The sequence below is a fragment of the Rhodococcus sp. RCBS9 genome (assembly GCF_029457415.1).
GTDB classification, from domain to species: domain Bacteria; phylum Actinomycetota; class Actinomycetes; order Mycobacteriales; family Mycobacteriaceae; genus Rhodococcus_F; species Rhodococcus_F qingshengii.
The window spans coordinates 5,346,573-5,360,027 of record NZ_CP120422.1 but is presented as its reverse complement, the minus strand read 5'-3'; the positions used below and the strand labels follow the sequence as shown (position 1 = coordinate 5,360,027).

At 61.8% G+C, this 13,455-nt stretch carries 12 protein-coding genes; 1 reads left to right on the top strand and 11 read right to left on the bottom strand.

What is annotated here, in order from left to right:
• Positions 1-15 precede the first annotated feature (15 nt).
• Positions 16-2,421 carry a LuxR C-terminal-related transcriptional regulator gene (locus P0M12_RS25220; RefSeq protein ID WP_030535595.1) on the top strand — a complete coding sequence of 802 codons (2,406 nt, stop codon included), beginning with the start codon at positions 16-18 and terminating at the stop codon, positions 2,419-2,421.
• 82 nt (positions 2,422-2,503) lie between these two features.
• Here P0M12_RS25220 and P0M12_RS25215 read toward each other — a convergent pair whose 3' ends face one another.
• The 11 genes from P0M12_RS25215 to P0M12_RS25165 all read right to left on the bottom strand — a co-directional run bounded on the left by P0M12_RS25215 (position 2,504) and on the right by P0M12_RS25165 (position 13,445).
• Positions 2,504-4,321: an ABC transporter ATP-binding protein/permease gene (locus P0M12_RS25215; protein ID WP_277377020.1), complete on the bottom strand. Its 1,818-nt coding sequence runs from the start codon at positions 4,319-4,321 to the stop codon at positions 2,504-2,506.
• Positions 4,322-4,352: 31 nt separating this feature from the next.
• A complete protein-coding gene (locus tag P0M12_RS25210; RefSeq protein WP_030535596.1) occupies positions 4,353-5,102 on the bottom strand; it encodes a DUF6390 family protein in 750 nt (249 codons plus the stop codon).
• Positions 5,102-6,172 (bottom strand): hydrogenase expression/formation protein HypE, encoded by a 1,071-nt coding sequence (gene hypE / locus P0M12_RS25205; RefSeq protein WP_007735089.1) that lies wholly within the window; start codon positions 6,170-6,172, stop codon positions 5,102-5,104. The genes P0M12_RS25210 and hypE overlap by 1 nt, the downstream gene beginning before the upstream one ends.
• Positions 6,162-7,274 carry a hydrogenase formation protein HypD gene (gene hypD / locus P0M12_RS25200; RefSeq protein WP_007735088.1) on the bottom strand — a complete coding sequence of 371 codons (1,113 nt, stop codon included), beginning with the start codon at positions 7,272-7,274 and terminating at the stop codon, positions 6,162-6,164. Before hypD ends, hypE begins: the two co-directional genes overlap by 11 nt.
• Positions 7,271-7,570 (bottom strand): HypC/HybG/HupF family hydrogenase formation chaperone, encoded by a 300-nt coding sequence (locus P0M12_RS25195; RefSeq protein WP_030535597.1) that lies wholly within the window; start codon positions 7,568-7,570, stop codon positions 7,271-7,273. The genes hypD and P0M12_RS25195 overlap by 4 nt, the downstream gene beginning before the upstream one ends.
• 16 nt (positions 7,571-7,586) lie before the next feature.
• Positions 7,587-9,875 carry a carbamoyltransferase HypF gene (gene hypF, locus P0M12_RS25190; RefSeq protein WP_030535598.1) on the bottom strand — a complete coding sequence of 763 codons (2,289 nt, stop codon included), beginning with the start codon at positions 9,873-9,875 and terminating at the stop codon, positions 7,587-7,589.
• On the bottom strand, positions 9,872-10,159 hold the full coding sequence (locus tag P0M12_RS25185; RefSeq protein ID WP_007735086.1) for a HypC/HybG/HupF family hydrogenase formation chaperone: 288 nt from the start codon (positions 10,157-10,159) through the stop codon (positions 9,872-9,874). Before P0M12_RS25185 ends, hypF begins: the two co-directional genes overlap by 4 nt.
• A gap of 3 nt (positions 10,160-10,162) precedes the next feature.
• On the bottom strand, positions 10,163-10,657 hold the full coding sequence (locus tag P0M12_RS25180; protein ID WP_030535599.1) for a hydrogenase maturation protease: 495 nt from the start codon (positions 10,655-10,657) through the stop codon (positions 10,163-10,165).
• 174 nt (positions 10,658-10,831) lie between these two features.
• Entirely contained in the window at positions 10,832-12,193 is a 1,362-nt protein-coding gene (locus P0M12_RS25175) for a hypothetical protein (RefSeq protein WP_030535600.1), read from the bottom strand.
• A complete protein-coding gene (locus P0M12_RS25170) occupies positions 12,190-12,828 on the bottom strand; it encodes a DUF6084 family protein (RefSeq protein ID WP_007735081.1) in 639 nt (212 codons plus the stop codon). The genes P0M12_RS25175 and P0M12_RS25170 overlap by 4 nt, the downstream gene beginning before the upstream one ends.
• Positions 12,825-13,445, bottom strand: a complete 621-nt coding sequence (locus P0M12_RS25165; RefSeq protein ID WP_030535601.1) for a DUF5947 family protein — start codon at positions 13,443-13,445, stop codon at positions 12,825-12,827. The genes P0M12_RS25170 and P0M12_RS25165 overlap by 4 nt, the downstream gene beginning before the upstream one ends.
• Positions 13,446-13,455 lie beyond the last annotated feature (10 nt).

Here is a 13,455-nt window from a genome sequence, read left to right as displayed (position 1 = left end):
AACACCGGTGGTGCGTTGACAGATTTCACACACGCGATTCCGCGTACACTGTGTGGGGTCAATCCACTCAGCACGTACAAATTCGGCGCGATTCTCATGGCGGCAAAACGAGGAAACCTACCGATCGAACTGAGCAGTTTCGTCGGTCGCCGGTCCGAGGCCAAAGAAGTCCGACGCCTGCTGTCGGACTACCGGCTCGTGACCCTTACGGGCCTGGGTGGGGTCGGCAAAACCCGCTTGGCGCTCCGTGCCGCCGATGATTCCTCTCGTGCGTTCCCCGGGGGCGTCTGGTTCGTCGACTTCAGCGAACTGCGGGAGCCGGCACTTCTCGATCAGACGATTCTTGCCGCACTCGGAGTACAAGACCGATCTACGCGGTCACCGCGATCGGTACTGATCGGCCGTCTCGTCGACGAACGTGTCCTGCTTGTTCTGGACAATTGCGAACACCTCATCGGCTGGGTGGCCGACACCGCCGCCGAACTCCTCCGGTGCTGTGCCCGATTGGCACTTCTGGCGACCAGCCGAGAACCGCTCGACATTCCCGGCGAGATGGTATTACGGGTGCCGCCTCTGCGATTTCCCACCGAGGCGCCGTCGCCAACCGACACCCGTGATGGTGATGCGATGATGCTGTTCGAGCAGCGGGCACGTTCCTCCGTGACGGACTTCCGCATCACCAGCGAGAACAGCGCGGCTGTGGAGAAGATCGTCCGCCGGTTGGAAGGACTACCGCTGCCGATCGAGTTGGCGGCTGCCCGACTGAGGGCGATGTCGGTCGATCAGATCCTGCAAAAACTCGACGACCGCTTCCAACTGCTGACGCGGGGCAGCCGGAACGCTCCAGCGCGTCAACAAACGCTTGCACAGAGTATCGACTGGAGCTTCGATCTGTGTACGCCGCCGGAGAAGTCGTTGTGGGCGAACTCGAGCGTATTTGCGGGTAGCTTCGATCTCGGGTCCGTCGAAGGAATTCTCGCCGACGAAGCACAGAACGACGACTTGGGCGATCTCGTGATGTCCCTTGTCGACAAGTCGATCCTCATCCGTGAACAAAACGGCTCGTACGTCCGCTACCGCCTACTCGAGACTCTTCGCGACTACGGGCGTGAACTGGTGTCAGTCGACGAGTGGGTCTCGCTGCAGCGCAGGCACAGTGAGTGGTTCAGGCAACTCGTCTTCCGCGCCGGAGTCGACTGGACGGGGCCGCACCAAATCGACTGGATGACGCGGATCGACCGCGACTTACCCAACGTGCGCACCGCGTTGGAATTCGGTCTGACCGAACCCGACTCGGTCGAAGCCACATTGCGTACCGCAAGTGCCTTGCATGATTACTGGCTTGCACGTGGTCGATTCAACGAAGGTCGCTACTGGTTGGGTCGCGCCCTGGCCGAGGTGCCCGAACTGACCGAGGGCACTCTCGGTGAGGCGGTAGTCGAGGCCGCCGCGACAGGCGCACTGCTGGCAGCCCTCCAACGAGATATCGCTTCGGCGACAAGCATTGCCGAAGAGGCTCGGCGACAGGCCGAGATGCAGCGGAACGACGACGGTCGCATACTGGCGCGGTACACGCTCGGATTCGTCGCGGTCGCCGACGGCGATCTCGTGCGCGGCGCCGAGTACCTGGAGCAGGCTGTCGCAGCATTCCGGGCAAACGACGACATCGCCCGTCTGGTACCCGCGCTCTACTGGTTCGCCTTCGTCGTCGACGCACTCGGCGAAACTGACCGGGCTGCAAGTATTTACGAGGAGGAGTTGGCCCTCACCGAATCGCGCGGCGAAATCTTGTGGCGGTCGATGACGATGTCGGACTACGGATCCGCCCTATGGCGTCATGGCAACCACGCTCGCGGTATCGAGCTACTCGAAGATTCTCTCCGATTGCTGCGAGGGCTGGGTAACCAGTTCGGATGTGCATGGTGCCTCGAGGAAATCGCGTGGACGCTTGTCGACCGGGACGCAAAGCTGGCAGCCACACTGATGGGAGCTGCCAACACGCTGTTCACCGCCACGGGCAGCCCGATGGACACCTTCAGGAGCATGGTCCCGTACCACGAAAACAGCGTGACCGAGGCTCGTAACCGGCTCGGAGACAGGGTGTTTCAAACAGCATTCGATCATGGACGAGCTCTGACTCTCGACGACGCAGCGGCCCGCGCGCTGAGAGGGCAACCGCCCGGTGGATCACCGAAATCGGCGGCCGACGAAGTGCTGACTCCGCGGGAGCAGCAGGTGGCCGAACTCGTCGCACAGGGCCTGACAAACCGAGCAATCGCGGACAAGCTGGTCATTTCTCAGCGCACTGTCGACGGCCACGTCGATCACATACTGAACAAACTGGGGTACGGCTCGCGCACCAGGATTGCGGCCTGGGTGCTCCAGCGCACAAACGACTTCCGCAACCCTTCGACCTCGTGACGGTCGGTGTCTTCGATCGATCGCGGCGCGGCGGGTAACCCGGCCGAATCCTGTCGCAAGAATCCGACCGTCGAAAGTTTTCTCAGCCTTCGTGATCAGCGAGAGTCCAGTGTCCTGCACCGCGCAGTTCGAGTTGTCGATTGTGAAAAACGTCGAGAGTGCTGCGATGCCCGACGCTGACAATGATGCTGTCGGGCAGTTCACGGCGAAGGATGTCGTAGAGCGTGTACTCGAGGCCTTCGTCGATTCCGGATGTCGCCTCGTCGAGAAATGCGGTTCGCGGTCGGATCAGGAGGACTCGGGCGAACGCCAACCGTTGTTGTTCGCCCGGCGACAGAATTCGAGTCCAATCAGCCGGCTCGTCGAGCCGACCGATCAAATGTGCGAGATGCACCTCGGCGAGCGCGTCGTGGAGCCTGCGGTCGTCGAAGTTCGAGCGCCCGGTGTTCGGCTGACCTGAGGGCAACTGGTCCGGATATGCCAAACCCGCGCGCAGAGAACCCAATGGTAGGTATGGCCGTTGTGAGAGGAACAGGACGTCTCCGACCGGGGTGGTCACGGAACCGTTTGTGTACGGCCACAACTGCGCGATGCTGCGGAGCAGCGTGGTTTTGCCGCTACCCGACGGACCCTTCACCAGCAGTGCATCGCCGGGCCCCAGTGACATGTCGAGTTCGGAGATCAACGCCTCACCAACCGGCGTGCGCACGTCGAGTCCCCGAACAACCAAATGACTGCCAGCGGAGAACGCGTCGAGCACGGGAAGTGCGCGGGCACGTCGATTGGCATCGGCGAGCCCGGTCAAACGGATCAGTGTGGCCCGGAAACTTGCAAAATCGGCATAAGACTCTCGAAAGAACGACAACGAATTGTGCACCTGGCCGAATGCTTGAGCAGTTTGCATCACTTCGCCGAAAGTGATCTGCCCGCTGAACAATCGAGATCCCTGGACCAGAAACGGAAACACCACCGCTGTCTGATCCACTGCCAGATTGAAGCCACTGAACTTGAGCGTCCGGAAGACGATCGCCCACATATTGCGGATCACTGCAGCAAAACGTAGTCCGAGCGTGCGTCGTTCGACGTTCTCTCCGCGATAGAAGGCGATGCTTTCGCCGTACTCCCGTAGTCGAACCAACGCGTACCGGAAGCTGGCGCCGAGTTTCTCGTTCAAGAAGTTCAGCATGATCAAAGGCCGGCCGATCCAGAATGCGAGTGCCGTGGTCACCAACACGTAGGTGTAGACGAGAAAGATCATCGCTCGCGGAATCTCGGCACCGAAAACAGTCAAGGGACCGGACAGATCCCACAGGATCTTGGTGAAGCTGACGATCGAGACCATTGCGGCGACGGCGCCCATGGACAACGTGCGGGACGACGTCGCGAATGCGGTGATGTCTGCCTGAATACGTTGGTCCGGATTGTCGACCGGGTTCTCCAGGAAGTTTCCGCGATAGTAGGCGCGGCCGTCGAGCCAATCGTCGGTCAATGTGTCATTGAGCCAACTGCGCCAATTGATATCGAGTGTTTGGCCTACCAGGTAGACGACGAGTGAGCTGGCGACGTGGACTGCGGCCAATATCGCGAACACTCGCAGGTAGTGCCAGAAAGCGGTTTCGTCGAGGTTCTGAATGGCGTCGTAGAAATCCTTGTACCAGTACGAGAACAACACCGTCACGCGGACACCGAATATCGTGAGCAGCAGCAGTAACGCGAGAATCGACAGCGGAATGACGGTGCGCCGGGGATCGAAGTAGGGCCAAGCCATTCGCCGAAACTGGTTGCCCCAGAAGGTATACCGAGCAAGCAGCAGCGCGGTGACGACGAGAACCACTACCGTGATCGCATATGCCTCTGCCAACCACAGTGCGCTGTCCGTTACCGCGCTACCCCAATTCACCGTAGCCTCCGTCCTGGAGGGGAACTGACGATCACATATCGGTCGACAGCATTCGGTTCGCGATCCGCAATCCCGAGTCTTCCGCGGCATCCAATGCACGTGATTGCTCTGCCGTTATCCTGTCGCACACCCAATCCCAGTGCATCGTCACCACAGCGCCGGGGACGGGCATCGCCGCAAGCGCGTTGCCCTCGACCCTCCACCGCACTCTCTGCGTTGCCGGTCGGCCGCGTGCGAGTTGCTCACCGTCGAACTCGAGCGGGGACGAAACCACCAATGCATGCTCCTCGCCGACGTCCTCGACCACTCCCCATCTGATCCGGCAGTTCTGGAGGACGGACAGTGGGACCGCACCGCGCTTCCGAAGAAGCTTGACCCACGGATACACCAGAAATACGTGAAAACTGTGGTGCGCGAGCGCGCGGTCCCGACCCCCGAGGACGGGGAGGAACCCGGTGTTCTCGCGTTCACCGAATGCCCCCCTCAAGTGCTGTAACAACTTCCCCGAATCGAGAGAGTCGAGGAGATCACCTCCCACCCAATAGGCTTCGATCACTCGCGGATCCAGGGGGTCGTCGATGCCCGCTCCTACAGCCAATGCCTCGAGGTACGGCCACGCACCGTCGAATTGACGAGCGTGATCACGGTCGCCGCTGCCCGAGTTGCCGCTGGCCAGACGAAGCAGCACTGAAGGATCGTCGGGTCCGCAGTAACCCAACTCGTTCGGCGGATACGCGTAGCGGGCAAACAATGCCGGCCCGTTCATACCGACGGCAGTCATCAGCAGATCCGAGGAAGTTGTTCACCTGCCGGCAAATCCACTACCCGATTGCCTCCCAATGCCGTACGCGCCACCACCATTGTGCGATGTTCGGCCACGCACTCCCCGATCACGGCGGCTCCCACACTCAGTGGATTGCCGTGCATCGCTTCCAGAACCAGGGCGGCATCTTCGCGTGGAACGAAAGCGATCAACTTGCCCTCGTTTGCGACGTACAACGGATCCAAGCCGAGTAGCCCACAGGCGTCGCGCACGTCAGCGGGAATCGGCAGATCTCGCTCCACCAGCGCAACCCCGATGTTCGACGCCTGAGCGATCTCGTTGAGGGTCGCGGCGACTCCGCCCCGCGTAGGGTCGCGCAGGACGTGGATGTCGACACCGGTGGCAATCATGTCGGCCACCACGCCGTTCAGGGCCGCACAATCACTGCGCACTTCGGTCCCGAATTCGAGACCTTCGCGACAACTCATCACGGCCACGCCGTGAACGCCGATGTCGCCGCTGACGATCACGACGTCACCCACTTGTGCGCGAGTGGGGCTGATGTCCACCCCGTCTGCGACAATCCCGATTCCTGCGGTGTTGATGAAGACTCCGTCGCCGTGACCGGCATCGACGACCTTGGTATCACCTGTCACCAGCCGAACGCCGGCAACGTGCGCGGCCTCACCGAGCGCCTTCGCGATTCCCGCGATGTCGGTCAGCGCCGTCCCTTCTTCCAGGATGAATGCCGTCGACATCACCAATGGCTGCGCTCCCGCCATCGCCAGGTCGTTCACCGTTCCGTTGACAGCGAGATCGCCGATAGTTCCGCCGGGAAACACCATGGGTTTGACGACATACGAGTCGGTCGAGAACGCGAGCCGCACCCCGCCGACGTCGAATACGGCCGAGTCACCGAGTTCTGCATCGGCAGCGCTTCCGAACGAGGGCAGGAACAGGTGCTCGATGAGCTCGGCGGACATCGCTCCTCCACCACCGTGCCCCATGACGATGTTCGGCGAATCACGCAGCGGCAGTGGGCAGACCCACGCCGACAAGTCCACGACAGCGGTCTCCTCAGCCGGCATGACCCGCCTCCTGAAGTTCCAGGCGCCGGTACAGGTAGTACGCGGCGCACGCCCCCTCGGACGACACCATCGTGGCACCGAGCGGATTCCGCGGAGTGCATTCCTTCCCGAAGGCACTGCACTCGTGTGGCTTGATCAAACCTTGCAACACTTCTCCGGAACGGCAGACGCTCGACTCGTCAGTGTGGATATCGGTCACCGAAAAACGCTCTTCGGCATCAAAATACGCATACTTCGGTGCCAGCTGCCAACCGCTGTCCGGGATCGATCCGATGCCGCGCCACGTCCGGTCCGACACGGCGAACACATCCTCGAGCATCGCTTTCGCTGCGGTGTTGCCCTGCGCGGTGACGGCACGGGCGTAGGCATTTTCGACCTCGTATCGACCCGATTCCAACTGCAGCACCGTCTTTCGGATGCCCTCCAGCAGATCCAGCGGCTCGAATCCGGTGACGACGATCGGGACCTTGTACTTCTCGGCCAGCGCCGGGTACTCCGACGTTCCCATCACACTGCATACATGCCCGGCCGCCAGAAATGCCTGCACGCGGCACTCTGGCGAATCCATGATCGCGGCCATCGCCGGCGGGACCAGAACGTGCGAGACGAGTAGCGAGAAGTTCTCGATACCCAGGCGATTGGCCTGATAGACGGTCATGGCGTTGGCCGGCGCGGTGGTCTCGAATCCGATCCCGAAGAACACCACTTGCCGGCCCGGATTCTCCTTGGCAATAGTCAGTGCATCCAACGGTGAGTACACCACCCGCACGTCACCGCCGGCGCTCTTGATGCGGAACAGATCCGACGAACTCCCCGGAACTCGCAACATGTCCCCGAAGGAGCAGAAAATGACATCGGGTCTTGCCGCGATTTCGAGAGCTTTGTCGATGATCTCGAGCGGGGTGACACAGACCGGGCATCCGGGTCCGTGGATCATCTCGATCTGTTGGGGAAGTAATTGATCGATGCCGTGTCTGATGATCGAATGTGTCTGACCACCACACACTTCCATGATCGCCCATCGCCGTGTGGCCAGCGCACGGATCTGATCCAGCAGTTTGCCGGCCAGTTCCGGATCGGAGAACTCGTCCAGATATTTCATGATTCTTTCTCCTTCGGTTCGATCCCCGCGGCCCGGGCAGCCCTTTCGAACCCGTCACCGAATTCCTCTTCCAGTACGCCGAGGTGCTCGAATTCCGCCAGCGTGCTGCGAGCGGATTCCTCGTCGAGTCGCTGGATGGCAAATCCGACGTGCACCACGACGTACTCGCCGACTTGGGCGCCCGGAATGTACTCGAGGCACACTTCTTTTCGGACGCCACCGAAGTTCACCACCGACATCGTCGTTCCGTCGCGTTCCTCCAGGGACTCGATACGTCCCGGTACGGCTAGGCACATGACACAACTCCTGACCTCATGACGAACTCCCCACCAGCACTTGGCCGTAGGCGAGACCGCCGTCGTTCGGCGGCAACTCCAGTCCTGTCAACGGCGTGAATCCAGCGTCTGAGAGCAGAGCACACGCCCGAACGAGCAGTAGAGGGTTCTGAAAGACACCTCCGGTGAGTACTACCTCGTCCACTCCCGCCAGTTCCCGGCCACGAATTGCCCACTCGAGCACCAGGTGCGCTACGGATTCGTGGAAACGGGCGCCGATCACTTCAGCGGGCAACTTCTCCCGGAGATCGCGGACAACAGCCCGAATGACCGACCGCGGATCTGCTGTCCACGAATCGTCGTCCGACTGCGTCCAATCGAAGGTGTACCGCGAACCGGCGCTGTCGACTCCCCTCGACACCCCCTCCAACTCGATGGCAGCCTGCGCTTCGTAGTCGACCCTCTGACGGACCCCGGTCAGCGAGGAGACTGCGTCGAACAACCGCCCCATGCTCGAGGTGTCCACGCACCCGAAACCGGTTTCCATCTGGTGAAGTAGGACCGACTGCTCTCGGGGCGGACAGGCTGCCACGGGCGCGAGGTCGGATTCCCAGTCCAACCCGGCATGCCACAGGTGGGCGAGCGCCATTCGGTACGGCCGTTCCACTCCGGCATCGCCCCCGGGCAGCAGTACGTATCCCAGATGCGCGAGACGGCGATAACCCTTGTACGTCGCCAGCAGTAGTTCCCCTCCCCACACTGCGCCGTCCGCCCCGTAGCCGGTGCCGTCGAACGCTATTCCGAGAACTGGTTCGCTCCCGTCCCGGCCGTTCTCCCCCATCACGGAAGCCACATGTGCGTGGTGATGCCCGACGATGCGCACCGGTCGGTCACCACTACGACTGCGAGCCCACGAGGACGAGCGATACCGCGGATGCTCGTCACAGGCGATCTGGTGCGGCACCACCCCCGTGATCGATTCGAAGTGACTCTCCGACGCAGCAAAACTGTCGATGACAGCGAGGTCGCCCATGTCTCCGATGTGCTGACTCGGCCACACATATCCGTCCTCGGCAAGACAGAAGGTGTTCTTCAGGTCGGCCCCGACCGCCAAGGTAGGCGGTACGTCGAACGGCGCGGTGACGGGCAGCGGAGCATATCCGCGCGAGCGACGAAGCAACTGTCTTCCACTGCCGACTATTCGCATCACCGAGTCGTCACACGGCATCAAGATCGGACGGTTGTGGGTCAATACCCCGTCGGCCAGGTCACCCAATCGTTCGAGATCGTTGTCGGAGTACAGAATCGGCTCACCGCCGATGTTCGCCGATGTCATGACCAACACCGCTGGGCCCGCCTCTTCTCCGACCAAACCCAGAAGAAGATGCTGAATCGGGTTGTAGGCCAGCATGATTCCGATATCCGGAATGCCGGGGGCAATCAAGGGGGAAAGCGCGTATCCAGACGCTTTGGCAACCAGCACAATCGGGCGCTCGCGCGAGGACATGGCATCAGCCTCGGCATCACCGACCACACCCAACTCTCTGGCTTCTGGCACATCGCGCACCATCACCGCCAACGGCTTGCTTGCTCGATGCTTGCGTTCACGCAACTCGTGAACCGCGCGGTCGTCGCGGGCATCACAAGCCAGGTGAAATCCTCCGATTCCCTTGACAGCAAGAATCTTCCCGTCTCGCAGTAGGGATCGGGCTCGTAGCAGTGCACCCTCACCGGTCACGGCGGGCGCGTCCCCTTCCACGAACGATAGCGTTGGACCGCACTGCGGGCAGGCAATCGGTTGCGCATGAAACCGGCGGTCGGCGGGATCCACGTACTCCGCCGCACAGTTCGCGCACAACGGGAATCGCTTCATCGTCGTAGCGGCCCGGTCGTAGGGCAGCGATTCGATGATCGTGAATCGCGGACCGCAGTTGGTGCAGGTGATGAATGGATGACGATATCGCCGATCGCTCGGATCAGTCAGTTCCCGGAGGCAGTCGTCGCAGATCCCGACATCCGCCGGCGCCAAGGTTCGCCCGACCGACCCCGCATCCGTCTCGACTATGCGAAACCCCTCACGACCAACCGGCCGCGAGTCCTCGCGCTCCACCGACTCCACCCGTGCCAGCGGTGGGGGGCGGTTTCGCACCCGAGCGACAAATGCATCGATTGTCTCTCCGTCGCCTTCGACGTCGATCACGACACCGAGAGCAGAATTTCCCACCGAACCCGACAGTCCCAGTTCGGTGGCGGTCGCATGGACGAACGGCCGGAAGCCCACCCCCTGGACTACGCCACGAACGATGACACGGCAGGCGATCTTCATGTCCCGACCTCGCCGTTACCAGTATCGGAGTCGACTACCTCACCGTCGTGGCCACCACGGCCCATCAGTTCGAGGCCGGCCCGAGCATGGCGAGCTCCCTGCTCGTCGACCTTCTCGACTGCAAAGCCCATGTGGATCACCACCCAGTCACCTGCCGTGACGGTGCCTTCGTCGAGCATTCCGATGTTGACCTTGCGTGGTGCCCCCTCCACGTCGACGAGAGCGAGTTGACCTCCGTATCCGTCCAGTAGCTCGCGTACCCGTCCCGGAATCCCCAGACACATGACTCACACCTCCGGCCCCAGTGTGGTGGCATCACAGTCCACGTCGATGGACCGGACGAGTGCCAGCACCGCAGAAGCGGCTTGCCTTACCGAATCACGCATCTCCGCACTCAATCCGATTCCGTCGCCGATCGATTTCGCATGTGCCCCCACCACGAACGTCCGCGGGAGTGTTCCGCCGAGGGCCTGCAGGCTGGCAAACACCGAACTCGGATGCATCGAGTGCGCGTCGAAACCTCCTTGCGGGCCTTCACTTTCGGGGTCCACTTCGATGATCGCGAGCTTGCCCGGGACTCCGGTCGCCGGTAAGGCATCGATCAGGACCAGGGCGTCCCACGACTCCAACAAGTCGTACGCCAGATGCACGCCCCGAATCCCGTAGTCGACCAGGCGAGCTCCCGATGGGAGATTCTCATGCTGCAGCGCCCGAACAACTTCGGGGCCGAATCCGTCGTCTTCGAGAAATATGTTTCCGACACCTGCAATCAGCACGCGCACAGCGCTTTACATCTTTCGCATTCGCAGATAGCGCTGGATGTCCGGCATCGACACCACCAGGACGATCGCGGCTGCGATCGCGGTGGCGCCGAGAAGTGCCGTCGACAGCAATCCCATGCTCCTCATGGCGAGTTCTCCTCTCGATAGCTGTGAAGTTCGATAGCTGTGAGTACGTCACGCGCTGTCGCGCGGCATCGGCTCTATCTCGTCCGGCGCGAAGTACAGGTAGCGGCCGTACCAGTTGTGCAGATCGGCGGCCGGATCGTCCAACAGTGTCACCCCAACATGAATGTCGCCGTCCACGTCTTCATGAATGGTGGCGACGTGGGCGATCCGGCCGTCGAAGAACAGGTCCTGAGCATCAGCGCGGCGTGAGGGGTGGAGCCGAACCGTACTTCCACCAGAGACACGGACGCCGTTGATCAGAACTGCGTCGGTGCGTGGTTGAACACTGGTGTCGGCTTCCGGGGTCCACCAGTCCACACCGTCAGGCACCTCGGGTATCAGATCAGAACCGGCATTCGAATCTCGCAGCACGCCGTGCAGGCCGGCTAGATCGTCGTCCGTCAATCGCTCACATCGGTCGATGATGTCGGCAGCTCTGGAGTCGGTAGCTCGCGCCCGCGCCTTTTCCTCGTCGGTCATGGCAAGGATTCTCAGGGTGAGAATTTCGTCGATCTCGGTCGAGTCGAAGAGAGATCCCTCGCTCTGCGGCGCAATCTCGGGAAAGTCGTACAGGATGATCGGTGACACCAGAACGGTGGGAGATGTGCCAGGGTGAGTGGGGTCCTCGGTCCCCGCAAGCACCGGATAACAGCGATTTTGCCGCAACTGCTCCGAGTGATCTGCTTCTTCGAACAACGACAGGAACCTCGAGCCTGTGCAGTTCACAATGACGTGAGTCCCCAGCATCGATTGCGCGGTGGCCGTGCCCTTGTCCCGTGCGTCGACGCTCGTGGCGTTCATGATCGTCACGGAAATCACCGTGCGTCCGTCCCCGGCGGAGGCGCTCACTGCCAAGAGGCCATTCACCGGAAGCCGTGTCCGAACGATCCGTCCGACCACCCTGCCCCGAGAGTCCGACAAAGTCTCTCCTTCGACAACTCCGGCCGCACAGAAGGTTTCTTCGACGCCGGCCTCGAGTTCGTCCAGACCCCACGGACCCAACACGATCTCGGACTCGGTGGCTTCGTCCCACGAGATCGACTCCCGCTCGCCGACTACCAACCGATCGACCGGGATCCACGCCCCGCCGGCGCCGAGTCGTTCAACCGTCCGCGACTGGTGGTGCAGAAATCTCACAGTCGCAGAAACTTCGACGCCGTTCCGCTCGAATTCGCCGAGCAGACATTGCGCGGACATCGACGGTTCCTCGCCGACTCCGACCTCGGCGGCGCCGGGCGGTCCGAGAACCCCGAACTGCCAACGGGATTGATTCTTCGCCGAGCCGGCCCGGTAGGGATAGAGAAGATATCCCTCGTACAGGACGGCGTCGGCCACGGCCCGAACGTCGTGATCCATCCCCGTTCGAGTCATCGCGGCACCTGGCTCGCCGTCAGCAACTGCCGCACGGCTGAATCGAGGTCCGTGAGGCCGTGCGCTGCCTTGAACCGCACGAGATCGGCAATCGTCTCATGGTCGAGGCGTACCCAACCAGACGCCGGATAATGCGCAGCCATCAGCTGTTTCCACACGTCGACCGGCAATTCGTAGGCAGCAGATCTGTCCCACGGGATCTGCTGCACGGAGAACCCACGCGGTCCGTCGGTGAATACCGTGCCGCTCAGTAGAACCACGATCGGAATCGTTCCGTCTCCGAGTGCGTGCATGTACTTCGACGCCGTCACCGAGAAGTCGTACGTACACGCCATGGGCAAGGCCGCGACCGTTGTTCCGGTGAATCCTTGAACGACCGTGGAACATTCCATCCACAGGAAGGTGCGCAGCGTACTCGACCAACGCTCCCGCGGACCGAAGAGATCGCGCAGACCTTCGCCTTCGGCGTCGGAGTACGGTCGGCGGTGTGGTTCGATTCGTACCTGCGCGCGCAGAGCCACCGCACGGACGGTCGTGCCGGTGGATTCCGACATTCTCAATCTCACCGTCAGATTCGGCGTAACCGCGTACGGTTCTACCTCCATGTTGTCGATCGAGAAGTCGAGAACAGTCATGCCGACCTGCTTCGCGCCTCGACGCGCCCGAAGAACTCGTCCACTGCGCGTGCGGCATCCTGGCCACCGTCGAATCCGCGCCACACGGTGCGCAATCGTCCCACCAGTTCGTAACAGGCGTCGATGGGAACAACGAAGCATCTCGGCGATTGTCCTGACGTGGGCACCGACACGATCAACGCCTCGACGTCGGCCCGCATCTGCGCGAGCCCCGGATTCTCCTCGAGCACAGTCTCGAACGAGTCGATGGGCAACTCGGATTCGGTAGCTCCGGCCGGTCCCGGATAGAAGACTATGTACTTGTCGACGAGTGAGTTGCGGAAGAAGAATGCCAGGCCGACGGGGATTTCCAGAGACTCCCACCGGCCAGGGCCGAGGTCGAAGTCCGGAAACTCGAGGTACCGATCGGGAACCGCTTTGTATCGAAGGTCCGCGTCGACCGGTGCAAAGAGTAGATAGCACGGTCGGCACACGCACATCAGGCTCCGGACCTGTACGTCCACGACGTGCTGGTGTTCGTCGCCTATGCCCGCCGCACACATCTCACACCTCGGTCCGGTCGGAACGACACGCGACGAGGCGATTCGTGTGAGCACCTCTCCCACAGTGACTTTCATGACGGGGCTG

Excerpts from the sequence above, each read along its gene's own strand:
- P0M12_RS25175 (WP_030535600.1), bottom strand. The coding sequence starts at position 12,193 with ATGACTCGAACGGGGATGGATCACGACGTTCGGGCCGTGGCCGACGCC.
- hypE (WP_007735089.1), bottom strand. The coding sequence starts at position 6,172 with ATGCCGGCTGAGGAGACCGCTGTCGTGGACTTGTCGGCGTGGGTCTGC.
- P0M12_RS25185 (WP_007735086.1), bottom strand. The coding sequence starts at position 10,159 with ATGTGTCTGGGGATTCCGGGACGGGTACGCGAGCTACTGGACGGATAC.
- P0M12_RS25195 (WP_030535597.1), bottom strand. The coding sequence starts at position 7,570 with ATGTGCCTAGCCGTACCGGGACGTATCGAGTCCCTGGAGGAACGCGAC.
- P0M12_RS25170 (WP_007735081.1), bottom strand. The coding sequence starts at position 12,828 with ATGACTGTTCTCGACTTCTCGATCGACAACATGGAGGTAGAACCGTAC.
- P0M12_RS25165 (WP_030535601.1), bottom strand. The coding sequence starts at position 13,445 with ATGAAAGTCACTGTGGGAGAGGTGCTCACACGAATCGCCTCGTCGCGT.
- P0M12_RS25210 (WP_030535596.1), bottom strand. The coding sequence starts at position 5,102 with ATGACTGCCGTCGGTATGAACGGGCCGGCATTGTTTGCCCGCTACGCG.
- hypD (WP_007735088.1), bottom strand. The coding sequence starts at position 7,274 with ATGAAATATCTGGACGAGTTCTCCGATCCGGAACTGGCCGGCAAACTG.
- hypF (WP_030535598.1), bottom strand. The coding sequence starts at position 9,875 with ATGAAGATCGCCTGCCGTGTCATCGTTCGTGGCGTAGTCCAGGGGGTG.